Here is a 22,346-nt window from a genome sequence, read left to right as displayed (position 1 = left end):
CTTCTCACTCCGGGGCGGGACCCTCGTCGACGGCCGCCGATCTCTTCGTCCTCACGACCAGAGGAGCCCAGGCCCTGATGAAGTCCGTCACCACCGCAGCCGGCCGGTCCGAATCCGCCACCGGCGCCGACCCCACCGATCCCACTCGTCCCACCGATCCCACTGGTCCCGGCAGGCCGTACGACCCGGAGCTACGGGCGGAGCGCGGGTTTCTGGACGACGCCCGTGCGGCCCTGCGGCGCATGCACGCCGACGTCGTGGACACCGAGACGCCGCTGATCGGCGGCGAGGACAACGACGAACGCTTCACCAACGAGTCGAACCTGCGCGCCCGCTGGCTGCGCGCCCAGTCCCTGGTCGACCTGCCCGACGTGCCGCTGTTCTTCGGCCGGATCGACTACGACGCCGGGACCGTCGCGGAGGCGGGCGACCGGATCCACATCGGCCGCCGGCACGTGCACGACGAGGTGGGTACGCCACTGGTGATCGACTGGCGGGCGCGCGTCTCGGTCCCGTTCTACCGCGCCACCCGTACCGACCGGCAGCACGTCCACCGGCGCCGCCGCTACGGTTTCTCCGACGCGGCCGACCTGACCGCCTACGACGACGAGATCCTCGACGGTACGGACACAACGGCGGGCGAGGCGGGCGACCCTCGTGCGGACGCCTTCCTGCGGGCCGTGATCGAACGCCCACGCACCGGACCGATGCGCGACATCGTCGCCACCATCCAACCCGAGCAGGACGACCTGGTCCGCGCGCCGCTGCAGCCGTCGATCTGCGTGCAGGGCGCACCGGGCACCGGCAAGACGGCGATCGGGCTGCACCGGATCGCCTACCTGCTCTACACCGAACGCGAACGCCTGCGCCGCGGCGGCGTCGTCATCGTCGGGCCGAACCGCTCGTTCCTCTCCTACATCCGCAAGGTGCTGCCCGCCCTCGGTGAGGTCGACGTACGCCAGACCACGGTCGAGGAGTTGCTCGGCCAGACCGGCACCGCGAACGCCGTCGGCACGGCCGGCACCGAAGACCCGCGGGCGGAGCAGCTCAAGGGCGACGCCCGGATGGCGGCGGTCCTGCTCCGCGCGCTGTGGACGTACGTCGGTACGCCGGCCGAGGGAATCCTTTACACCAAGGGATCCAACCGCTACCGCGTGCACGACTACGCCGTCGCAGAGATCGTCGAGTCGCTGCGTGGTACGACCCGCTACGCGCCCGGACGCAACTCTCTCGCCCAGCGGATCGCGCACGAGGTGCTGGTGCTGATGGAACGCCGCGGCGAGTCGCCCGACGACCGGGTGCAGAACGCGGTGGCCCGGTCGAGGCCGGTCAAGGTGCTGGTCGACCAGGTGTGGCCGAAGGTGACGCCGGAGCAGGTGCTGTTCCGGCTGCTGTCCGACGCCGCGTTCCTCGAGCTCGCGGCCGGGACCGACCTCACCGAGGACGAGCGGATCGCCCTGGCCTGGCGCAAACCCCCACGGTCGGCGAAGTCGGCGAAGTGGTCGCCGGCCGACCTGGTGCTGCTCGACGAGCTCACCGACCTGATCGAACGCCGGGCGGGTTCGCTCGGCCACCTGGTGGTGGACGAGGCGCAGGACCTGTCGGCCATGCAGCTGCGGGCACTCGGCCGGCGCTGCCGTACCGGCTCCGCGACCGTGCTCGGCGATCTCGCCCAGGCGACGTCACCCGCGACGACGGGTTCGTGGGAGCAGGTCTTCGAGCACCTGGAGATGCACGACACCCGGCTGGTCGAGCTGGAGCGGGGGTTCCGGGTGCCGGGCGAGATCATCGACTTCGCGGCCCGGCTGCTGCCGACGATCGCGCCCGCCCTGGGCCGGCCAACGGGATTTCGTTCCCTGCCGGGCGCGCTACGGGTCATCCCCGTGACGTCGGCCGGCCGTCAAGGCTTTCTTGACAGCCTCGCGGACGCCTGCCGGAACGCCCTGGGTGGTGAGGGTTCGGTGGCGATGATCGCGGCGGACGCCGACGTGGACGAGCTCCGGGCGGGCCTGCTGGACAGGGGCCTGCCGTCCGCGCTGCTCGGCGGCGCAGACGACGCGATGGAGACGGACCGGCTGGTGTGCGTACCCGCGATGCTGGCCAAGGGGCTGGAGTTCGACGCGGTGGTGGTCGCCGAGCCGGCCGGGATCGTGGCGGCCGAGCCGCGCGGGCTGGCCCGGCTGTACGTCGTGCTCACCCGGGCGGTCACCAGCCTGCACGTCGTGCACGCCGAACCGCTGCCGGCCGAACTCCGCGGCGCCGCAACCGCTGGTTGACGTCTACCTCTACGTCTCCGTCGACTCACCGCGCCGGGCGCGGGCGCGGCGCTTGCCCTCGTGCATCGCCTGGACCCTGGCCACCGGGATCGTGTGCCCCTCGGCAACGAGGTCGGCGGGCAGCGTCTGCGGAGCCGGCAACTGCTCCACCCACGGGTCGCTCGTGCCGATCAGCTCCGGCACGGTGTGGATGGTGAAGTCGCCGGGGACGATGTCGTCGAGCACGTCCCAGCCGACTGGGTAGGACACCGGAACGCCCGGCCGGAGCCGGGGGCTGTACGCCGCGACGACGGTGGCCCCGCCGGCGCGGGTCGAGTCGAGGAACACCTTTCCGGCCCGGTCCTCGCGGATGAACGCGGTGGTCGCCACGGACGGATCGAGTCGCTCGGCCCGCACGGCGAGCGCCCGGGTCGCCGCCGCGACGTCCCACACGTCCTGCCCCTGCGCGAGCGGGACGACCACGTGCAGGCCCTTGGCGCCGCTGGTCTTCACCGCGCCGGCCAGCCCGTCGTCGGCCAGCGCCTGCCGGACCAGCTTCGCCGCCGCCACCGCCAGCCCGAACCCCGCGGCGAGATCGTCGCCCTCCGGCGGGTCGATGTCGAGAATCAGGGCGGTGGGATGCGTGACGCTGTCGGCGCGGGACAGCGTGGGGTGGTATTCGATAGCGCGCTGGTTGCCGAACCACAGCAGCGTGCGGCGGTCGTCACACAGGGCGTACCGGATCTTCCGCTTGGAGGCCTCCGCCCACACCTCGACGCTGCGCACCCACGAGGGGGTGTACTTCGGGAGGTTCTTCTGCATGAACGGCGACTGCCCGCGCAGCACCCGCACCACCGACAACGGCCGGCCGGCCAGCTCGGCGACGAGCCTGTCGCCCACGGCGTCGAGGTAGTCGACGAGATCACGCTTGGTCGCGTCCGCACCGTCGAACAACGGCTGGTCGAGGTTGGTCAGCGACACACCCTCACGCGTCTCCTCCGACGTCATGCCCGCAGCGTAGGCGACGCCGCCGACAACGCGGCGCAGGTCACTCGGCGACGTCGGCCAGTCGGGCGGCGCGGGCCCGCAGATATCGCTGCCGGGGAAGACTGGAGGTGAGGTCCGCGGCGGCGAGGTAGGCCGTCCGGGCGCCGGCCGGATCGCCGTCGCGTTCCAGCAGATGCCCCCGGACCGCGTGCAACCGATGGTCCTGCGCCAGTCGTACGTCGGACTCCAGCGCCCCGACCAGCGACAGACCGGCGCGCGGCCCTTCCACCATGGCCACCGCGACGGCATGGTTCAGCGCGACCATCGGGTTGTCGGAGATCCTGCGCAGCAGGCCGTACAACGCGGCGATCTGCGGCCAGTCGGTCTCCTCGTAGCTGGGCGCCTCGTCGTGGAGTGCGGCGATCGCGGCCTGCAGTTGGTACGGCCCGGTGTGGCCGCGCGGCAAGGCGGCGGTGACCAGGCGTACCCCCTCGGCGATCTGCCCGGCGTTCCAGCGGCCGCCGTCCTGTTCGTCCATCGGGACGAGCTCGCCGTGCGGCCCGACCCGCGCTGCCCGCCGGGCGTCGGTGAGCAGCATCAGCGCCAGCAGCCCGGCCACCTCGCCGTCGCCGGGCAGCAGCCGGTGCACCATCCGGGCCAGCCGGATCGCCTCGGTGGCGAGCTCCACGCGGTGCAGGCTGGGGCCGGACGTACTCGCGTATCCCTCGTTGAAGATCAGGTAGAGCACGTGCAGCACGGCGGCCAGCCGGTCGTCCCGCGCGGCACCGGCCGGGATGCCGAACGCCACACCGCTGTCACGAATGCGCTGCTTGGCCCGGCCGATCCGGCGGGCCATGGTCTGTTCGGAGACGAGGAACGCCCGGGCCACCTCCGCCGTGGTCAGCCCGCCGACGGCGCGCAGCGTCAACGCGATCTTGCCCTCCGCCGACAGCGCCGGGTGGCAGCACATGAACAGCAGGATCAGCGAGTCGTCGGTGTCGGACGCGCTCCGGTCGGCGGGTGGAGCCAGCCACTGGTCGGGCAGCACCCAGGATGCGACGGTGTCCTCGCGCTGGCGCCGGGCCTGCTCGTTGCGCAGCAGGTCGGTGAGCCGGCGGGAGGCGACCGTCACCAGCCAGGCCCGCGGGTCGTCCGGCACACCGTCGACCGGCCACCGGGTGGCGGCGGCCAGCAGCGCCTCCTGGGTGGCGTCCTCGGCGGTGTCGAAGTGGCCGTACCTACGGACGACCGCGCCGAGGACCCGCGGCGCCAGCGTGCGCAGCAGGTCCTCGAGCTCGGTCACCGCTCACGCCTCCAGCTCGGACCGTGACTCCACCAACGGCCGGACGTCGGCGTACGCGGTGGCCCGGACGTGCTCCGGCCCCGGGCAGTCGGCCAGCCGGGCGGCGAGCTCGGTGGCCCGGTCGAAACTGTCGCACTCCACGATCCAGTAGCCGGCCAGCACCTCCTGGGTCTCGGCGTACGGCCCGTCCGTCACCACCGGCCGGCCGTCCCTCGACCCCAGCCTCCGGGTGTGCACCGGCGCGTCCAGGCCGCGCGTCTCGACCAGCTCACCGGACGCCGCGAGGTCGGCGTTGAACTTCTCCATGAACGCGCCCATCGCGGCGAAGTCCTCCTCCGACCAGGCCGGCTGGTCCCCGCCCTTGCCGGCCATGCCGTCGTAGTCCTGCTGTGAGGCGTACGTCAGGATCATGTACTTCATGGGTTCACTCCCTCTCGGCGAGACGCCGGGGTCCGGCGCCGCTCACCCGGGACGTCGAGGCCGCCGCGGCCACTCGGACAGCTCCGACCAGGATCGCGCACCATTTTTCCGGCGACCTCGGGTGTCGGGTCTCCCCGCTACGGTGTGGCGTGACGAACAAACCGGACACGGGAGGCGACCCATGATCTTCATCACCGCGAAGTTCGACGTACGACCCGAGGACGCCGACCGGTGGCCCGCGATCGTCGCCGACTTCACCCAGGCGACCCGGAGCGAGCCCGGCTGCCTGTGGTTCGACTGGTCGCGCAGCCTGGACGACCCGGCGGAGTACGTCCTGGTCGAGGCGTTCCGTGACGACGACGCGGGCGCGGCGCACGTGCAGTCCGCGCACTTCCAGGAGGCGCGGCGGACGCTGCCGCCCCATCTCGCCCGGACGCCGCGCATCGTCAACGTCACGGCACCCGGGGACGACTGGTCCGAGCTCGGCGAGATGGCCGTCTCCGGGGAGTAGCCCGAGAAGCTCCCCGACCGCTTCGCGTAGCGGGACCGACTCGTTGGGGACGCTCCGCTCCAGCAGTTCGTCCACCCGGTCGAGGCTGAGGCGTCAGTCCACGTCCTCCGCGTCCTGGTTGTCGTGGGCGTTCACCGTGGCCTCCGGGTCGCGCGGCTGGAGCGGGCTGGTCGCGGGGCCGGTGAGGACGGCGCCGTCGGGGTCGAACCGGGAGCCGTGGCAGTTGCAGTCCCAGCTGGTCTCCGCCGCGTTCCAGTGCAGCCGGCAGCCCAGGTGCGAGCAGGTCGGGCGTACGCCGTGCAGGGCGCCGGCCGGGTCGCGGTAGACGCCCATCGCCTGCCCGCCCACCCGGATCAGCCCGCCGGTACCGGGGAGCACCTGGTCGAGCGTCCGCGCCTCGGGCGTACCGAGGTAGCCGCCGACGAACTCCCTGCCGACGTGCAGGTTGTCGGTGACCGTCTTCACGACTCCGCGTACGTCGCCGATCCGGCGGGCGTCGAACGCCGACGCCCACGGGTTGGAACGGCCGGACATGGCGTCGACCAGCATCACCGCGGCGGCGGATCCGTTGCTCAGTCCCCACTTGCCGAACCCGGTGGCCACCCAGACCGAACGGTGGCCGGGTGCCGCTCCGACGTACGGAACGCGGTCGGGGGTGGTGAAGTCCTGCGCGGACCAGGTGTACTCCACGTCCTCCACGTCGAACGTCTTCCGCGTCCACTCGATCAGGTCGCGGACCTGTTCCTCGGTGTCGACGTCCGCGGCTCCGGTCTCGTGGCCGTTGCCGACGACGACGATGCCGTTCGGTCCGGGGTCCAGCCACGGCCGCGTCGAGCGGGTCGGCTGGTCGACCGACAACGCCATCGCGGTCGGTGCGGGACCGCTCAGCCGCGCGGCCAGACCGTAGGACCGTTGCGGGCGGGTACGCGCGAAGTAGCCGCCGATCATGCCCAGCGGCAACAGCGTCGCCATCACCACGTGCCGGGCCCGGACCACGCCGGACTCAGTGGTCACCGTGACCGTGTGGTCGTGTCCCTCGGACACGTCGGTGACGCGGGTGTCCTCGTGGACGCCGGCACCTGCCTCGGTCGCGGCGGCCGCGACGGCGCGCAGGTAGCGGACCGGGTGGAAGTGCAACTGGTCGTCGAAGCGCACGGCTGCCGCGACGTCGAAGGGGTGCTCGGCGGTGTCTGCCATGCTCGCCGCAAGCCCTAGCTTGGTGGCCGCGGTCACCTCGGCCTCGAGCTCGCCGATCCGGCTCTCGTCCAGGGTGTACGCGTAGGACGGGGCACGGGTCAGCTGGCAGTCGATGGCGCCCTGCTCCACCAGGTCGGTCACCAGCTCCATGCCGGCCGAGTTGGCCGCGGCGTACTGACCGGCGGCGGTCCAGCCGTGCCGCCTGGCGAGCTCGGCGTAGATCAGGCCGTGCTGCGTGGTGACCTTGGCGGTGGTGTGCCCGGAGGACGCGGAGGCGATCCGGCGGGCTTCGAGTACGACGGTCTGCAGCCCCGCGCGCTGGGCGAGCAGGGCGGTGGTGAGCCCGACCAGGCCGCCGCCGACCACCGCGACGTCGACGTCCAGGTCGGTGTCCAGGGCCGGATAGGTGGGCCCCTCCGCTCCGGCGAACCACACGCTGGCATGTCTGGTCATCTCGTCCCCTACTCCCGCGCCACCGTCGCTTCGTGTAGGGCGCTCCTACCCGGGGCGGGGACCGACATGCTCAGGAGTGGTCGCGGCGGGCCCGCAGCGCGCGGAGCTTGTGGCGGTTGCCGCAGCGTTCCATCGAGCACCACCGCCGACGGCCGGGTCGCGAGGTGTCCACGAAGACCAGTTGGCAGTTGTGCGCGTCGCACTCGCGGATCCGGTCGGCGTACGGGCCGGTCAGCAGGTCGATCGCGTCCCGGGCGACGGTCGAGACCACCTGCTCGGCGTCCGCCGGGAGCGTCCACTCGTGCGTCCCGTCGGCGGCGATCCGCGGCACGAGGGGCGGGCGGGCGGCGGCGCGGTTGACCTCGGCCAGGTCTTCGGGGGTGGGCGTCAGCTCCGCCTCCTCGCCCGCGTCGTCGTCCGCCTCGTGGGTGGTCCCGTGAGCCGCGTCGTGGACGACGCGCCACAGCGCGTCGCGGACCCGGCGGGCCGACGCCAGCGCCGCGACCGTGACGTCCACCTGGGCGGGGTCGAGGTGCAGCCGGGAGTCCGCCAGCCAGGTGCGCAGCCCCTCCGGCCGGTCGAGCGTCTCCCACCTCGCCAGCGGTCCGGGCCCGCCGGTGACCAGGAACTCCAGGCACAGGGCGCCCGGGTCGAAGATCCACCGGGCGCCGTCCCGGGAGTGCATGGGCAGACCGGTTGCGGGTACAGACACGTAACCACTATAAACGGTGTCGTCCGAACTGGAGGAACTCATGCCCCTGCACTGGAAACTCGTCGTCGACTGTGTGGACCCGCTGCGGCTGGCCGACTTCTGGGGGTTCGCCCTCGGCTACGACGTGGAGGACCACTCCGCGCTGATCGACCGACTGCTCGGCGCGGGCGTCGTCACCGAGGCGCAGTACACCGAGGTGGACGGCCGCAAGGCGTGGTTGCATGCCGCTGCCGTACGCCATCCCGACGACCCGGTGGACGGCTCGACCGGGGTGGGTCTGGGCCGGCGGCTGCTGTTCCAGGCGGTGCCCGACCCGACGCCGGGCAAGAACAAACTCCACCTCGACGTGCACGCCGAGCCCGGGCGCCGCGACGACGAGGTGGCCCGGCTGCAGGAGCGCGGCGCGAAGGTGCTGCGGGTGGTGTCGGAGCCGGGGACCGACCACGTGGTCATGACCGACCCCGAGGGCAACGTCTTCTGCGTCCAGTAGCTCCGGCGAGCCCGGCGTCCGGGGTGTCAACTCCGCCTTGCCGGCACTCGCGTCAACTCCGCCTTGCCGGCCCGGCGTCAGTGGTGGTCGGTGTCCAGTCGCGCGGCGTCGGACTCCTGGGGTACGAGCACGACCAGCGCGTTGCGCTGCACGCCGAACTCCTGCGGGGTGGTCGCCACCACCTCACCGTCGACGTTCACCGCCTGCTCCGGCTCCGCGTGCAGGTTCAGCCGGCGGGTGGTCACGTGCACGACGTTCCGGTGCCGGACGAAGTGCCCGCTCCGCAGCAGCCGCGCGATGCTGAGATGGTCGTGCAGGTTGCCCCTCGGGATGGCGTACACGTCCAGGGTGTCGTCGTCGATGCCCGCGGTGGGTGAGACGACGTTGCCGCCGCCGTAGTGCCGGCCGTTGCCGACCGCCACCTGCAGCAGGTCGGCGAGGTCCATCGGCGGGTGGTCGCCGTCCGGGAACTCCAGCCGGGCCCGGAACGGCCGGTGGGCACGGTAGGCGCGACTCGCCGCGAGCGGGTACGCCAGCGGTCCCAGCCGGCGCTTCATCCTCGACGTGAGCGCCTGGGTGACGCCGACGGACAGCCCGATCGAGGCGACGTTGACGAAGTGGTTGTCGCCGATCCGGCCCAGGTCGACGTCGACCAGCTTGCCGTGCGCGATCGTCTCGCAGGCACCGGCGAGGTCGAACGGAATGCGGAGAGTACGGGCGAAGTCGTTCGCCGTGCCCAGCGGAAGCACGCCGAGAGCGGTCCGGCGGGGCGCGAGGTGGTCGACGGCCGTACTCAAGGTGCCGTCGCCGCCACCGACCACCACCAGGTCGTGGTGGTCCGCGACCTCGGCGACGACCTCGGACAGCCGGGCGCCGTCGGTGACCGAGTAGCACTCACCGAGCGGCACCCCGAGGTCACGCAGCCGGCCGCGAGCGTCCTCGAACGCCGCGGCTCCGCTGCGTGAACCCGAGTTCACCACCAGCGCGACCCGATCGAACCGCTTCTCCGCTGCCATCGGGCCAGGCTACGTGGGCGGGCGGCTCAGCCGAGCCGGACCAGCATCTTGCCGAGGTTGTCGCCGCGCAGCACGCCGAGGAAGGCGTCCGGCGCGTTCTCGATGCCGTCGGCGAACGTCTCGTCGTACTTGACCCGGTCCTCGCGCAGCCAGCCGGCCATCTCCCCGACGAACTGGTCCTGCAGGTCGGCGTGGTCGGCGACCAGGAAGCCGCGGACGGTCAGACGCTGGGCTATCAGCAACCCCAGGTTGCGCGGGGCGGCCGGCGGCTCGGTGCTGTTGTACTGGCTGATCATTCCGCAGACCGCGACCCGCCCGTGGGTGCGCAGCGAGCCGAGCGCCGCCTCCAGGTGATCACCGCCCACGTTGTCGAAGTAGACGTCGATGCCGTCCGGCGCGGCCGCCTTCAGCGACTCGGCCACCGGCCCGTCGTGGTAGTCGAAGGCGGCGTCGAAGCCGACCTCCTCCAGCCGTCGCACCTTGGCCGCGGAGCCGGCGCTGCCGATCACCCGGGCGGCACCCTTGAGCTTGGCGATCTGACCGACCAGGTTGCCCACCGCGCCGGCCGCCGCCGAGACGAAGACCGTCTCGCCGGGACGGAACGCCGCCACCTCCAGCAGTCCGGCGTACGCCGTGAGGCCGGTCATCCCCAGCACTCCGAGGTACGTCGACAGCGGCGCCAGGTCCGGGTCGACCTTGCGGGCCGCGGCGGCGTCGACCACGGCGTACTCCCGCCAGCCGAGCCCGTGCAGCACCAGGTCACCGGGGCGCAGGCCGTCGGCCTGGGAGGCGACCACCTCGCCGATCGCACCGCCGTCCAGCGGCGCGCCGACCTGGAACGGCGGTACGTAGGACTTGACGTCGTTCATCCTGCCGCGCATGTACGGGTCGACCGACATGACCACGTTGCGGACCAGGACCTGCCCCGGACCGGGGTCGGGCACCGTCGCCTCGACCAGCGTGAAGTTCTCCGGCGTCGGCCAGCCGGTCGGGCGGCTGGCCAGGTGGATCTCTCGTCCCTGGGTCATCGGGTCTCCCCCACAGTCAGCGTGACGTCGATGTTGCCCCGGGTCGCGGCGGAGTACGGGCAGACCTGGTGGGCCTGCTCGACCAGTTGCGTGGCGGTGGCCGGGTCGACCTCGGGCAGGTCGACGGCGAGCTCGACGGTCAGCCCGTAGCCACCGGCGCCGGTGGCGCCGATGCCGACCCGCGCCTGAACGGTGGAGCCGGTGACGTCGGCCTTGGCCTTGCGGGCCACGGCCCGAAGTGCGGAGTGGAAGCAGGCCGAGTACCCGGCCGCGAAGAGCAGTTCGGGGTTGGCGGCTCCGCCGGCCCCGCCCATCTCCTTCGGGACGGCGAGATCGAGGTCGATCGAGCCGTCGGAGGTGGTGACGTGTCCGTCCCGCCCGTCACCCGTGGCAAGTGCCTGGGCCGTGTAGAGGACCTGCATGTCGTCAGTTCTCCTTCTGTTGTTGCCGTTGTTGCTGGTCTTGCTGGTCTTGGTGGACACCGGCCTGCTGGTGGTGGACGGCGTCGGTGATCCTGGTCAGCGTGTGCCGCAGCGACAGCAGTTCGTCCTCGGACAGTCCGGTCGCCTCGGCGACCTGCCGGGGCACCTCGCCGACCCGGTCGCGCAGGGCCCGACCGGCGGCGGTGAGTGCCACCTCGACCACCCGCTCGTCCCGGACCGAGCGGGACCGGGTGACCAGTCCCGCGGCGGCCAGCCGCTTGAGCAGTGGCGAGAGCGTGCCGGAGTCCAGCTCCAGAGCGGCCCCCAGGTCCTTGACCGTCGCGGGATCCGGGTCCCGCTCCCAGAGCACCAGCAGCACGAGGTACTGCGGGTACGTCAGCCCCAGCTCCTCCAGGATCGGCCGGTAGACGTCGGTGACGGCGCGGGACGCCGCGTAGAGCGCGAAGCACACCTGGTGGCGCAGTTCCAGCTTGGTCACCTGCCCCACGGTATTGCCCGATCAAATTGTGCACAACTTAATCGACTGTGACCCTGGTCTCCCGCCGCGCGGTCCGCACCGGGTCACTGGCCGTCACAGGCCGCCGGCTTGGCCCGTACCCACTCCGCGCGGCAGGCTGACCCGCGACGGCCGGGACGACACCGGCCGTACTCGGTCGAACGCGACGGGCGCGACTGGCACGACTGGCACGACTGGCACGACTGGCACGACGGAGGGACTGGCATGGCGGACGCACCGCTTCGGGTCGGGATCATCGGGCTGGGCAGGAGCGGGTGGAACATCCACGCCGACGCCATCGCCGACCACGAGGGATTCGAGGTGGCAGCGGTCGCCGACCCGGTGCCGGAGCGACGCCGAGAGGCCGAGGAGCGCTTCGGCTGCGCGGCCCACACCGAGCCGGAGGGTGTGATCGGCACCGAGGGCCTGGACATCGTCGTCGTGGCCACGCCGTCCCACACCCACGTCCCGCTCACCCTCGCCGCCCTCGAGGCCGGCAGCCACGTCGTCGTGGAGAAGCCGATGGCCGCGTCGGTGGCGGAGATGGACGAACTGATCGCCGCCGCCGACCGGGCCGACCGGGTGCTCACCTGCTACCTGCCGCGGCGGCTGGACGTGGACTTCGACTTCGTACGGCAGGTACTGGCTTCCGGCCTGCTGGGGAAGCCGATCCTGCTCCGGCGTACCGTCCACCGCTTCCAGCGGCGGGCCGACTGGCAGACGCTGCGCAAGTACGGCGGCGGCGAACTGTCCAACACCACTCCGCACGTGCTCGACCAGGTCCTGTTGCTGTTGGACGAGGAACCGGCGGAGGTGTTCGCGGACCTGCGGCACACGGTCGGCCGGGGCGACGCCGAGGATCATGTCAAGCTGACCTTGCGCGGACCGAACCTCCCGCTCGCCGAGGTCGAGTCCAGCATGTGCATGGCGATTCCCCAGCCGGACTGGCAGATCACCGGCACCACCGGCGCGCTGGTCGGCGACGGGCAGACATTCACGACCCGGTGGTTCGACGAGGCCGCCGCCAACGCGCCGCACCTGGACGAGGGTCCGGCGGCGGGCCGAAGGTACGGCAGCGGCGAGGCGATCGACTGGCAGGAGGAGGTCCGCACGCTAGGCCGCGGCACCCGGTCGGCCGCACTGCGCTACTACGACCGGCTGGAGGCGACCCTGCGTGCGGGCGCGGACCTGTTCGTCACGCCGGAGAGCGTGCGGCGCCAGGTCCGGATCATCGAGGAAGCCCGCCGCCAGACGGGTTACGCCTGACCCGCCGGACTACTCAACGAGCCAACTCGACTTCGACCAAGGGACGAGATCGTAAGTGAGCAAGGAAGGGATCGTCGGAAGGCGACTCCCACTCGGCGCGTCCGACTCGATGGACGTTGACCTCGAACCGAAGCTGCTGCCGTGCTTGCCGAGCGGCCTCGTCGAGTTCGTCGAGGTCGGCGTTGCCGACCACCAGCACATCGAGGTCTGCCGGTACGGGTCCCGCTTCGCCGGTGTGCCGTGCGGCCCAGGAGCCGTAGATGAACGCCTGCTCGACGCCGGCGATCGGGCTGAGCAGGTCCGACATCACTGGTAGCGGCCCGTAGGTCGCCACCAGGAGGTCGGTGAGCGGGGCAACCAGTCGATGACCGGTGTCAGCGGAGACCAGCCGGAGGTTGCCCCGCCGCCGGGACTTGATCAAGCCTGCTTCGGACAGCCTGTCCGCTTCGTGGTGGATCGTCTTCACGCTCACCCGTAATGCTCGGGCGAGATCGGTCAGGCTGTATTCCGTCTCAGGGTGAAGGTACAGCTGCGCCAGGAGGCTGCCCTGAGCCTGCGAGCGCAGCAACGGAAGCAGCTGGGACGTTCTCATAACTGGTAACGTACCTTACCACTTGTGAGAACTCCCAGGCTTCGGCGTTGATCACCCGCGAGGGGTCAGCTGGAGATCGCCGAACATCACGCCCCGCGTCATCGGCTGCGCCAGGAAGTCGTGCGGGAACCCGAGCTCGACCGCGCTCGCGGCCTCCAGCCGGGCCACCTGCTCGGGAGTGAACCGCACGTCCAGCGCACCTAGGTTGTCCTCCAGCTGCGCCATCGTCCGTACGCCGGCGATCGGTGCGGTGACCGCGGGGTTGAGCAGCGTCCAGGCGATCGCCACCTGGGCGGGTGAGTGACCCACCTCGGCGGCCACGTCGCGTACGACGTCGGCGATCTCCAGCGCGCGTTCGGTGAGGCTGCCATTGCCGATGGCGACGTCCCGGCGGGTTCCGACGGCGCCGGCGGAGACCTGGCCGTCCGCGGACGGCAGGTCCGCGCGCGAGTACTTCCCGGTCAGCACTCCACTGCCCAGCGGCGACCACGGGACGACGCCGAGGCCGAGCTCGTGGGCCATCGGGATCAGGTCGCGTTCCACGGTCCGCTGCAGCAGGCTGTACTCGATCTGCAGCGCGACCAGCGGCGACCATCCGCGCAGGTCGGCGAGGGTCTGCATCCGGGCCACCTGCCAGGCGGGCGTGTCGGAGATGCCGGCGTAGAGCACCTTGCCGGCGCGTACGAGGTCGTCCATCGCACGCATGACCTCCTCGACCGGGGTCGTGCCGTCCCAGGCGTGCAGGTAGAGCAGGTCGAGGTAGTCGGTGCCCATCCGGCGCAGGCTGCGCTCGACCGACTGGACCATGCTCTTGCGGTGGTTGCCGCCGGAGTTCGGGTCGCCGGGCCTGGCGATCAGGGTGTACTTCGTGGCGATCACGAGCTGGTCGCGCCGCCCGCCCGCGAACTCGCCGACGAACTCCTCCGCGGTGCCGTTGGTGTACTGGTTGGCGGTGTCGACGAAGTTGCCGCCGCGGTCGACGTAGGCGTCGAAGATGCGGCGCGCCTCGTCCTTGTCCGCACCCCAGCCCCAGTCCGAGCCGAACGTCATCGTGCCCAGTGCCATGGGCGAGACCCGCAGGCCCGAACGGCCCAGCAGTCGGTAGCTGTCGAGCGAGAGGTCGCGGGAGAGGGAGGTGGTCACGTGTGACTCCAGGAAGGTCGTACGAACTCCTACGCGTACACCTTCGGCCTGCCGGCTGGGGCCGGGTAAGGGAAAGGTCTTCCTGGGACTGGCTTTCCTACCTTCGCGCTTCCCCGGCCTAGAATCGCGAAGGTGGCCACGACGATCGACACCACAGCCGAGCTGGCGGCGTTCCTGCGCACCCGTCGCGAACGCCTGTCGCCTGAGGCCGTCGGTCTCCCGGACAGTCGCCGGGCCCGCCGCACGCCGGGGCTGCGCCGTGAAGAGGTGGCGGAGCTGGCCGGCGTCAGCGTCGACTATGTCGTACGCCTGGAGCAGGGGCGGGGTCTGCGGCCGTCCGCGGAGGTACTGGACGCGCTGGCGGGCGCGCTGCGGCTGGACGGGGACGAGCGGGCCTATCTGTTCGACCTGGCGCACCAGCGGACCGCACACCGCACGCCCGAACGCGGTCCCGGCACGCGGAAGGAGGCTCACGTCGATGCGGCCCTTGCCCAGCTGGTGCACGACCTGTCGCCGCTGCCGGCGATGTTGCTCAACCACCGGCTGGACATCCTCGCCTGGAACGCCGAAATGGCCGGCCTGATGGTGGACTTCGGCGCGCTGCCGCCCGAGCATCGCAACGTGCTGTGGATCTGCATCCTGCATCCGGGCATGCAGGAGTTCTACGTCGACCGGGAACGCGTGATCCGCGAGGGCATCGCCGACCTGCGCGCCGCCTGGGCCACCCGTCCCGACGACACGGATCTTGCCACGCTGGTGGACGAGCTCACGTCGCAGGACGAGGTGTTCGCCCGGCTGTGGGCGCTGCGGGACGTACGCGTCAACGGGCGAGGGCACAAGTCGCTGCTGCATCCCCGGGTCGGGCCGCTGACCATCGAGTACCAGGTGCTGACACCGCTGCAGGACCCGAGTCAGCGGCTCATCTTCTACCGCGCCGCCGATCCCGCATCGCAAGCAGCACTTGACGCCCTCGCCGACGACCGCGCGGAGGTGCGTCCTGTCCGTTAGCCGGGCGACATCACCCATCTAACGGGAAGATTGCACGTCGTCGTACCACAGACCCGGGAGAGCACTCGTGACCCAGCCGACCGCGACCATCCTGATCGACCGGAGCCGCGAGGTGGGCCGCATCGACCCGCAGATCTACGGCCACTTCCTCGAGTCCTCGTTCTTCGGCAACATCGAGGGCGGCGTCTTCGACGAGGGATCCCCGTTGTCCTACGACGGCCCCGGCGCTCGAAGCGGCCTGCGCAAGGACGTGTTGACACTGTGCCAGGAGCTCGGCCTGCCGATCGTTCGCTGGCCGGGTGGCAACTTCGCGTCGCCGTACCGCTGGGAGGACGGCATCGGCCCACGCGACTCACGGCCCCGTAGGCTGGAGCTGGCCTGGGGCGGGCTGGAGACCAACCGCTTCGGCACCGACGAGTTCCTTGCCTGGTGCGCCGAGGTCGGCACCGAGCCGTACCTCGTGCACAACTGCCGCGACGTCGACGAGGCGGTGCGCTGGGTGGAGTACGCCAACAGCCAAGCCGACACCGCCTACACCCGCCGGCGCGCGGAGAACGGCCGAGCTGAGCCGTACGGCGTCCGCTACTGGGGAATCGGTAACGAGGTCTACGGACCGTGGCAGTACGGCCACCGGACGGCGGACGAGTACGCCGCCGCGGCCCGCGAGCACGCGCGGTTCATGCGCCTGGTCGACCCCGACATCAAGCTCGTCGCGGTCGGGATCCCGTGGCAGCAGGAGGAGTGGACGCGCCCGTTGCTGGAGCAGGCGGGCAACCTGGTCGACTACGTGTCGCTTCACCTGTACGGCGCGAGCACGCATCTGTTCTCGCCCGCGTCCGGTGACGACGACTACGACGCGGTGGTGGCGCAACCGACGTACTTCGAACAACGCATCCAGGACTACTCCCACCTCGTCTCCGACCTGGCCGCGAAGGCGGGTGTCAACCGTCCGTTGGCACTGGCCCTGGACGAGTGGAACATCCGGCACCTGGAGCCCGCGGGCTGGCCCGAGCCGTTGCCCTCCGACGACGGCGGGGTCGTTCCGCGGGACGTCGCGGCGGCCGGCGGGTCGCCGGCGAAGCTCCGCGTCAACCGCTGGAGCCCCCGCACCCTGGCGGACGCGTTGTTCTACGCCGGGGTGTTCCATGCCCTGCACCGTGGCTCCGACCTGCCCGTACCCCCGACGATGGCGAACACCGTCAACCTGGTCAACGCCAACGGTCTGGTCGTCGCCCGTCCCGGCGGCGCGGTGAAGTCGGCGTCCTACCACGTCTGGGACCTCTACCAGAACTCACTGGGCTCCCGCGCGCTCGCGACCCAGGTCGACGGCCCGGCCAGGACCGCGGCCGTACGCCAGGGCGACGAACGCGAGCGCGGCGGCCTGCACACCACACGTCCGGCCGTCGTCGCGTATCTCGATGTGAGCGCGACCCTCACCGAGGACCGGCGCTTCCTACGGGTCGCGGTGATCAACCGGCACCGCTCAGCTCCGATCAGGGCGCGGATCATCCTCGATGCAAGGGCCGAGGCACTGCCGCCCACCGCGGACGTCCGTGACCTCGGTGCCGACGTCGACGACGTGCTCGCCGGCAACAGCCTGAGCAACCCTGGCAACGTGTGCGTCCGCGATCGCGGCCGGGTGGACGTGCCGTCCGGCGAGTTCGACTTCCCGCCCCACTCGGTGACCGTCCTGTCGTTCACGCTCTGAACCCGGCGACTCCCAGCGGCGCTATCGTGGCGCGATGATCGACTTCGCCAACGGGTCCGTCTTCAAACTCAACCCGTGCCCGACCACTGACCTCGCACCGCTGGTGGCGCCGCTTCTCATTCCGGGGGAGCAGGTGGTCAGCTCCTTCAAGGCGATGCGCGACTTCGTGGTCTTCACGGACAAGCGTCTGATCGCCGTCAACGTTCAGGGGCTGACGGGTAAGAAGAGGGACTTCACCTCTCTTCCGTACAACAAGATTCAGGCGTTCTCGGTCGAGACCTCGGGGACGTTCGACCTGGACGCCGAACTCGACCTCTGGTTCAGCGGCCTGGGCAAGGTACGCCTGGAGTTCAAGGGGAGCTCCGACATCCGGCAACTGGGTCAGCTGATCGCCGGCTACGTACTCTGACCGGTTTTTGCGAAACCATTACACACACCCGCTGTCTGCCTTTACGATCTTCGCCACCGGACGGCGGCAGGCGTCGCCCGGTGCGGTCGCGAGTTCCGTAGCCGGGGGGACAGATGAAGAGGTTCGGCAGAGTCGCAGGCGTTGCCGCGTTCGCCATTCTTGCCGGCGGGATGGCGAGCACGTCGGCGAGCGCGGCGCCACCCACCACGCAGACCTCCTTCCACGCAGGGCTGCAGTGCTCGGGGACCACCACGACCGGCGAAGCGGTGTTCGTCACCGCGGGCGCCTCCTCCGACTTCGGCGACTTCGCGTACGCGGCGGTCGGCCCGGACGACGCTCCTGTCCTGAACGCGTACGGCATCGGCAGCTGGAACGACGGCTCACCCTCGTACGAGCTGGACGTCTACGACGCCGAGGGTGAGCCCGCCGGCAGCGGTGCGTTCACGGCGACCACGACGGTCACCGCCCAGGTGGAAACCGACGGGCGTAACGACAACGGCAACCAGCACGTGAAGTCGCACACCGTCGCGTCCACGCTGGCCGTGCGGCCGACGCTCGTCCTGCCCCGCTACACGATCGCGTCCCTCGACTGCACGGGGACGTCCACGCTCGTCACGTACCGCTCCAACTCCCCGGCAGCGACGGTGCGGTCGGAGCGGCAACTGTTCGACTCGGTGCGCTGTGAGGGCAACGCGGTGGTCGGGTTGTTCGGCCCCGCGGAGGGTGAGTACTTCCTCTCCGTGGACGTCGAGCACGACGGCCGGCAGTACAACCTGTTCGGCCCGGTCGAACCGGTGGACGAGTTCGTGGCGACGCTTCCGCTGCGCGACTCCGAGACCGCCGAGGTGATCGCGAACGTCCCGGTCTCGGTGACCGCGCGACCCACGGGCGAGACCACCACCAGCGTTCTGCGTACGTCCAAGGCCCGCGTGGTGCAGAAGGTCACGCCGTACGCGGTGACCGCACAGGCGGATCTGCCCTGGGGTTCGGTCGACGCCACCTGCGAGCACCTGGAGATCCTCACCCGCGAGAAGATCAGCGCTGCGGAGGGACCCAAGCCGGGCGGCCCCGCACCGGGCAACGACACCTTCGCGACGGCGGCCGCCCTGAGGCCGGGTACGACGGTCCACACCTCCACCCGCGGAGCCGTCGAGGAGGCCGAGGCGGACATGCCGTGCGCGGCTGGGCCGGTGTCCCGCACCCTGTGGTACGCCGTGCAGGGCACCGGCGGGATCCTTCACCTCGACACCGCCGGCAGCGACTTCGACACCGTGCTCGCCGTCTACACCGCCACCGACGACGGGCTCGAACCCGTTGCCTGCAACGACGAGGACGGCCCCGGCTTCCCGCTGCCGCCGACCACCCTGCAGGCTCGCGTCGACCTGGGGACGACCGCCGGAACGACGTACTACGTCCAGGTGGGCGGGTTGTACGGCGACTACGGCCGCCTGGTCCTGACCGCCACCGCCGACTGACAACGCCACATTGCAGAACCGACATTCGCGCTGACGCAACCTGAGACTGTCTTTGCGGGTTAGTCAACGACCTTGCCACCCGTATGCCGCGGCCTCACGGCGTACGGGTGGCTCATCATGACTGGTCCGGGGGGATCTCTTGTCTCGTACACGTGCGTCGGCGCGTTCCAACAGTGGAGGAGGGCGGGGCTGCCTCATTCTCATCGGCTTTATTGCCTTCGTTCTCATATCTCACTGCGGCGGGTCGGACGGGCCCGACGCGTCCGGCGATGCGGCTGGTTCCCTCGACCCGACTGCGACCGCGACCGCCACACCCACGCCGACCGAGACTCCCGCGGATGAGTCGACGCCCGAGGACGCGGCGATTGGCGCGGAGGCCGACGCGAACGCAGGTGCTGACTACTCCGACGACCTGAACTGCAGCGACTTCTCCACCCAGGAAGAGTCCCAGGCGGTCTACGACCAGGACCCCTCCGATCCCAGCGGCTTGGATAGGGACAACGATGGAGTCGCCTGCGAAACGCTGCCGCACCAATCCGGAGCGAGTTCCGACGGCTCGGTAGGGAAAAACGACTCCTGGAGCGCCAGCGACTCGACCGGCTCCGACGAGTTAGAGTCCTCCGATGACTCGCCTGACAGTGGGAATACCTCGGACGACTCCTCCGACGGCAGTTCTGGGACCGATCCCCGATTCGACACCTGCAAGGCGGCCAACGCCGCTGGCTTCGGCCCATATCAGCAGGGCGTGGATCCCGAGTACGACTGGTACCGGGACCGCGACGGTGACGGTTCGGTCTGCGAGAGGTGAAGAGCAAGCGCTGCCTGCACAGGAGAGGCCTTGCCTGGCCGTAGGCTCTCCGGCATGACGGAGCCCGTGCTGCGCAAGGTTGACGCTGTTACGGTCCCGGTGCCCGACCTGGACAGCGGGCTCGCCTTCTACCGCGAGCGTCTCGGCCACGCCCTGGTGTGGCGTAACGACGCCGTCGGGCAGGCAGGGCTGCGGCTCCCGGACAGCGACACCGAACTCGTCCTCACCACCGAGCAGACGTACGCCCCCAACTGGCTGGTGGGCTCCGTCGACGAGGCGGCGGAGGCCGTCCGCGTGGCGGGCGGGCGGATCGTCAGCGGACCGTCCGACATTCCGGTGGGCCGGGTCGTCGTCGCCGCCGACCCGTTCGGCAACCTCCTCGTCCTGGTGGACCTGTCCAAGGGTCTCTACGTCACCGACGAGGCCGGCGCGGTCACCGGCATCGCCTGAAGGGCCGTGCCCCGAAGGGACTGCCGCGTCCGGTTCGCCCGGCCCGCGCGCATTCGCGCCCGATGACCGTGGGATGACGCGATCGCGTCTCGCGGCAGGCCCGTCTCTCCTACTGTGAAGGAGAAACCCCCTCGACGTCCGCTCGACGGCGGTGGGACGGGAGCACACCGTGGCCGAACCCAGCAACACCGGCGGCCGGTCGGTTTCGCGAGGTTTGCGCCAGTGGCTGTTGGAGGGGATGCCCCGCCGGTCCCGGCGGCTGGCGGCGTTCAGCGAACCGGACCACTCCCATCCACGCAGTCCCTGGTGGAAGGTGATGTGCCTGACCGGGCTGGACTACTTCTCCACGCTCGGATACCAGCCCGGGATCGCGGCCCTGGCGGCCGGCCTGCTCTCGCCGCTGGCCACGGTCGTACTGGTGCTGGTCACCCTCTTCGGTGCGCTGCCGGTCTACCGCCGGGTGGCGCGGGAGAGCCCGCACGGCATGGGGTCGATCGCGATGCTCGAACGCCTGCTGCCGTTCTGGAGAGGCAAGCTGTTCGTGCTCGGGCTGCTGGGATTCGCGGCCACCGACTTCGTCATCACCATGACGCTGTCCGCCGCCGACGCCACCGCGCACGTCATCAACAACCCGCACGTGCCCGCGGTGTTCGACACCCACCAGGTCGGCATCACCCTGGTGTTTCTTGCCGTTCTCGGGGCGGTGTTCCTGAAGGGGTTCAAGGAGGCGATCGGGGTGGCGGTCGCCCTGGTCGCGGTCTTCCTCACCCTGAACGCCGTCGTCGTCACCGTCGGACTGTGGCACGTGGTCACCGCACCGCACGTCGTCGCCGACTGGAGCCGGGCACTGACCACCCAGCACGGCGACGTGTTCTTGATGATCGCCCTTGCACTGCTGGTTTTTCCCAGGCTGGCACTGGGCCTGTCAGGCTTCGAGACCGGTGTGGCGGTGATGCCGCACATCAAGGGCGATCCCGACGACACCGAGGAGCGGCCGACCGGCCGGATCCGGGGCACGCGGAAGCTCCTCACCACCGCCGCGCTGATCATGAGCGTCTTCCTGATCACCAGCAGTATCGTCACCACGTTGCTCATTCCGGCGAAGGCCTTCCAGCCCGGACAGCCCGCCTATGGACGGGCACTGGCCTACGTCGCGCACGAGTACCTCGGCAGCGGGTTCGGCAGCGTGTACGACCTGTCCACGGTGGCGATCCTGTGGTTCGCCGGGGCGTCGGCGATGGCCGGACTGCTGAACCTCCTGCCGCGATACCTGCCGAGGTACGGCATGGCACCGCACTGGGCGCAGGCTGCCCGCCCGATGGTGCTGGTGCTGACCGGAGTGGCGTTCCTCATCACCTGGATCTTCCAGGCGGACGTCAACGCACAGGGTGGGGCGTACGCGACCGGCGTGCTCGTGCTGATCACCTCCGCCGCCGTGGCGGTGACCATCGCCGCCCGCCGCGCACGCGAACACCACTGGACCACGGCGTTCGGCGTGATCGCGGCGGTCTTCGTCTACACGACTCTGGCCAACATCGCCGAACGCCCCGACGGGGTGAAGATCGGCGCCTGCTTCATCGCCGCCATCATCGCCGTCTCGTTGCTGTCCCGCTCCTACCGCGCCTTCGAGTTGCGGGTCACCGAGGTCACCCTGGACGAGACGGCTCAGCGGTTCGTCCGTGACTGCGCCCGGCGCAGGGTGCGGCTGGTCGCGAACGAGCCCGGCGCGGGTGACGTGGCGGAGTACCGCGAGAAGCTCCGCCAGATTCGTGCGGACGCCGACGTCCCGGTCGAGGACGACATCATCTTCGCCGAGGTCCTCGTCCGCGACCCGTCGGAGTTCGAGTCCAGTCTGAACGTGCACGGATTGGTCCTGCACGGCAAGTACCGCGTACTGCGGATGGAAAGCTCCACGGTGCCCAACGCGCTGGCCGCCCTGCTGCTGGACATCCGCGACCGCACCGGAATGCGCCCGCACATCCATTTCGAGTGGACCGAGGGCAACCCGCTCACCAACCTGGCGAGGTTCCTCCTCATCGGCGTGGGCGAGGTCGCCCCGGTCACCCGGGAGGTTCTGCGCGAGGCCGAGCCCGATCCGGCCCGGCGCCCGCACGTCCACGTGGGCTGACTCCGCACGAGGGCCGTCAAGAACGCGTCAAGATCGGCCGCGATCCCG

At 70.7% G+C, this 22,346-nt stretch carries 22 protein-coding genes; 11 read left to right on the top strand and 11 right to left on the bottom strand.

Translation table 11 applies throughout. The features are described 5' to 3' along the window. Positions 1–77: 77 nt before the first annotated feature. The gene (locus FHR37_RS28590; RefSeq protein ID WP_092886538.1) at positions 78–2,276 is read left to right on the top strand and encodes a HelD family protein; all 2,199 of its coding nucleotides are present in this window, start codon (positions 78–80) and stop codon (positions 2,274–2,276) included. 9 nt (positions 2,277–2,285) lie between these two features. Here the strand turns inward: FHR37_RS28590 and FHR37_RS28585 are convergent, their stop codons facing one another. From FHR37_RS28585 to FHR37_RS28575, 3 genes are read right to left on the bottom strand one after another with little or no spacing between them, the layout of a single operon-like run. Continuing rightward, positions 2,286–3,263, bottom strand: a complete 978-nt coding sequence (locus tag FHR37_RS28585) for a DNA polymerase domain-containing protein (RefSeq protein ID WP_092886540.1) — start codon at positions 3,261–3,263, stop codon at positions 2,286–2,288. 40 nt (positions 3,264–3,303) lie between these two features. After that, complete coding sequence (locus FHR37_RS28580; protein ID WP_092886542.1) at positions 3,304–4,545, bottom strand: RNA polymerase sigma factor; 1,242 nt, start codon at positions 4,543–4,545, stop codon at positions 3,304–3,306. A 3-nt stretch (positions 4,546–4,548) separates the two neighbouring features. Beyond that, positions 4,549–4,965: a YciI family protein gene (locus tag FHR37_RS28575; RefSeq protein WP_092886544.1), complete on the bottom strand. Its 417-nt coding sequence runs from the start codon at positions 4,963–4,965 to the stop codon at positions 4,549–4,551. Between the two features lie 181 nt (positions 4,966–5,146). Here FHR37_RS28575 and FHR37_RS28570 point away from each other — a divergent pair, with 181 nt between their 5' ends. Then, positions 5,147–5,476, top strand: a complete 330-nt coding sequence (locus FHR37_RS28570; protein ID WP_092886546.1) for a putative quinol monooxygenase — start codon at positions 5,147–5,149, stop codon at positions 5,474–5,476. A 93-nt stretch (positions 5,477–5,569) separates the two neighbouring features. Here the strand turns inward: FHR37_RS28570 and FHR37_RS28565 are convergent, their stop codons facing one another. Both FHR37_RS28565 and FHR37_RS28560 read right to left on the bottom strand, forming a co-directional pair. After that, complete coding sequence (locus FHR37_RS28565; RefSeq protein ID WP_092886548.1) at positions 5,570–7,126, bottom strand: FAD-dependent oxidoreductase; 1,557 nt, start codon at positions 7,124–7,126, stop codon at positions 5,570–5,572. A gap of 70 nt (positions 7,127–7,196) precedes the next feature. Next, positions 7,197–7,838, bottom strand: a complete 642-nt coding sequence (locus FHR37_RS28560; protein WP_202818281.1) for a CGNR zinc finger domain-containing protein — start codon at positions 7,836–7,838, stop codon at positions 7,197–7,199. 16 nt (positions 7,839–7,854) lie between these two features. Between FHR37_RS28560 and FHR37_RS28555 the strand changes: the two genes are divergently transcribed. Continuing rightward, entirely contained in the window at positions 7,855–8,328 is a 474-nt protein-coding gene (locus FHR37_RS28555) for a VOC family protein (protein ID WP_237768990.1), read from the top strand. Positions 8,329–8,405: 77 nt separating this feature from the next. Here the strand turns inward: FHR37_RS28555 and FHR37_RS28550 are convergent, their stop codons facing one another. The 4 genes from FHR37_RS28550 to FHR37_RS28535 are packed head-to-tail and all read right to left on the bottom strand — an operon-like array spanning position 8,406 to position 11,293. Then, complete coding sequence (locus FHR37_RS28550) at positions 8,406–9,344, bottom strand: lipid kinase (RefSeq protein ID WP_092886552.1); 939 nt, start codon at positions 9,342–9,344, stop codon at positions 8,406–8,408. Between the two features lie 26 nt (positions 9,345–9,370). After that, positions 9,371–10,372 (bottom strand): NADP-dependent oxidoreductase, encoded by a 1,002-nt coding sequence (locus FHR37_RS28545; RefSeq protein ID WP_092886554.1) that lies wholly within the window; start codon positions 10,370–10,372, stop codon positions 9,371–9,373. After that, positions 10,369–10,794, bottom strand: a complete 426-nt coding sequence (locus FHR37_RS28540) for an organic hydroperoxide resistance protein (protein ID WP_092886556.1) — start codon at positions 10,792–10,794, stop codon at positions 10,369–10,371. The genes FHR37_RS28545 and FHR37_RS28540 overlap by 4 nt, the downstream gene beginning before the upstream one ends. 4 nt (positions 10,795–10,798) lie before the next feature. Further along, on the bottom strand, positions 10,799–11,293 hold the full coding sequence (locus FHR37_RS28535) for a MarR family winged helix-turn-helix transcriptional regulator (protein WP_202818282.1): 495 nt from the start codon (positions 11,291–11,293) through the stop codon (positions 10,799–10,801). A gap of 243 nt (positions 11,294–11,536) precedes the next feature. On the opposite strand from FHR37_RS28535, the gene FHR37_RS28530 reads away from it, so the two are divergent. After that, positions 11,537–12,577 carry a Gfo/Idh/MocA family protein gene (locus tag FHR37_RS28530; protein ID WP_139239106.1) on the top strand — a complete coding sequence of 347 codons (1,041 nt, stop codon included), beginning with the start codon at positions 11,537–11,539 and terminating at the stop codon, positions 12,575–12,577. Positions 12,578–12,590: 13 nt separating this feature from the next. Here the strand turns inward: FHR37_RS28530 and FHR37_RS28525 are convergent, their stop codons facing one another. Together FHR37_RS28525 and FHR37_RS28520 are read right to left on the bottom strand one after the other, a co-directional pair. After that, a complete protein-coding gene (locus FHR37_RS28525) occupies positions 12,591–13,145 on the bottom strand; it encodes an ArsR family transcriptional regulator (RefSeq protein ID WP_237768991.1) in 555 nt (184 codons plus the stop codon). Positions 13,146–13,220: 75 nt separating this feature from the next. Further along, entirely contained in the window at positions 13,221–14,312 is a 1,092-nt protein-coding gene (locus FHR37_RS28520) for an aldo/keto reductase (RefSeq protein WP_237768992.1), read from the bottom strand. Positions 14,313–14,444: 132 nt separating this feature from the next. Between FHR37_RS28520 and FHR37_RS28515 the strand changes: the two genes are divergently transcribed. From FHR37_RS28515 to FHR37_RS28485, 7 genes are all read left to right on the top strand, one after another. Further along, on the top strand, positions 14,445–15,320 hold the full coding sequence (locus FHR37_RS28515) for a helix-turn-helix domain-containing protein (RefSeq protein ID WP_202818283.1): 876 nt from the start codon (positions 14,445–14,447) through the stop codon (positions 15,318–15,320). A gap of 67 nt (positions 15,321–15,387) precedes the next feature. Further along, positions 15,388–17,028 carry an alpha-L-arabinofuranosidase C-terminal domain-containing protein gene (locus FHR37_RS28510; protein WP_092886562.1) on the top strand — a complete coding sequence of 547 codons (1,641 nt, stop codon included), beginning with the start codon at positions 15,388–15,390 and terminating at the stop codon, positions 17,026–17,028. Positions 17,029–17,062: 34 nt separating this feature from the next. After that, positions 17,063–17,437: a PH domain-containing protein gene (locus tag FHR37_RS28505; RefSeq protein WP_092886564.1), complete on the top strand. Its 375-nt coding sequence runs from the start codon at positions 17,063–17,065 to the stop codon at positions 17,435–17,437. Between the two features lie 113 nt (positions 17,438–17,550). Continuing rightward, positions 17,551–18,912, top strand: a complete 1,362-nt coding sequence (locus FHR37_RS28500) for a hypothetical protein (RefSeq protein WP_092886566.1) — start codon at positions 17,551–17,553, stop codon at positions 18,910–18,912. A 139-nt stretch (positions 18,913–19,051) separates the two neighbouring features. Then, positions 19,052–19,720 carry an excalibur calcium-binding domain-containing protein gene (locus FHR37_RS31065; protein ID WP_202818284.1) on the top strand — a complete coding sequence of 223 codons (669 nt, stop codon included), beginning with the start codon at positions 19,052–19,054 and terminating at the stop codon, positions 19,718–19,720. A gap of 54 nt (positions 19,721–19,774) precedes the next feature. Further along, a complete protein-coding gene (locus tag FHR37_RS28490; RefSeq protein ID WP_092886568.1) occupies positions 19,775–20,170 on the top strand; it encodes a VOC family protein in 396 nt (131 codons plus the stop codon). Positions 20,171–20,339: 169 nt separating this feature from the next. After that, on the top strand, positions 20,340–22,298 hold the full coding sequence (locus FHR37_RS28485) for an APC family permease (RefSeq protein ID WP_092886720.1): 1,959 nt from the start codon (positions 20,340–20,342) through the stop codon (positions 22,296–22,298). The last annotated feature ends 48 nt before the right edge of the window (positions 22,299–22,346 follow it).

This window comes from Actinopolymorpha cephalotaxi, from assembly GCF_013408535.1.
Classification (GTDB): Bacteria; Actinomycetota; Actinomycetes; order Propionibacteriales; family Actinopolymorphaceae; genus Actinopolymorpha; species Actinopolymorpha cephalotaxi.
Note: the sequence above shows the minus strand (reverse complement) of the source record. Positions and strands in the feature narration are given on the sequence as shown.

What these genes read in the sequence shown, in the direction of transcription:
- FHR37_RS28590 (WP_092886538.1), top strand. Translation starts at nt 78, where the DNA reads ATGAAGTCCGTCACCACCGCAGCCGGCCGGTCCGAATCCGCCACCGGC.
- FHR37_RS28585 (WP_092886540.1), bottom strand. Translation starts at nt 3,263, where the DNA reads ATGACGTCGGAGGAGACGCGTGAGGGTGTGTCGCTGACCAACCTCGAC.
- FHR37_RS28575 (WP_092886544.1), bottom strand. Translation starts at nt 4,965, where the DNA reads ATGAAGTACATGATCCTGACGTACGCCTCACAGCAGGACTACGACGGC.
- FHR37_RS28570 (WP_092886546.1), top strand. Translation starts at nt 5,147, where the DNA reads ATGATCTTCATCACCGCGAAGTTCGACGTACGACCCGAGGACGCCGAC.
- FHR37_RS28565 (WP_092886548.1), bottom strand. Translation starts at nt 7,126, where the DNA reads ATGACCAGACATGCCAGCGTGTGGTTCGCCGGAGCGGAGGGGCCCACC.
- FHR37_RS28550 (WP_092886552.1), bottom strand. Translation starts at nt 9,344, where the DNA reads ATGGCAGCGGAGAAGCGGTTCGATCGGGTCGCGCTGGTGGTGAACTCG.
- FHR37_RS28545 (WP_092886554.1), bottom strand. Translation starts at nt 10,372, where the DNA reads ATGACCCAGGGACGAGAGATCCACCTGGCCAGCCGCCCGACCGGCTGG.
- FHR37_RS28540 (WP_092886556.1), bottom strand. Translation starts at nt 10,794, where the DNA reads ATGCAGGTCCTCTACACGGCCCAGGCACTTGCCACGGGTGACGGGCGG.
- FHR37_RS28530 (WP_139239106.1), top strand. Translation starts at nt 11,537, where the DNA reads ATGGCGGACGCACCGCTTCGGGTCGGGATCATCGGGCTGGGCAGGAGC.
- FHR37_RS28505 (WP_092886564.1), top strand. Translation starts at nt 17,063, where the DNA reads ATGATCGACTTCGCCAACGGGTCCGTCTTCAAACTCAACCCGTGCCCG.
- FHR37_RS28500 (WP_092886566.1), top strand. Translation starts at nt 17,551, where the DNA reads ATGAAGAGGTTCGGCAGAGTCGCAGGCGTTGCCGCGTTCGCCATTCTT.
- FHR37_RS28490 (WP_092886568.1), top strand. Translation starts at nt 19,775, where the DNA reads ATGACGGAGCCCGTGCTGCGCAAGGTTGACGCTGTTACGGTCCCGGTG.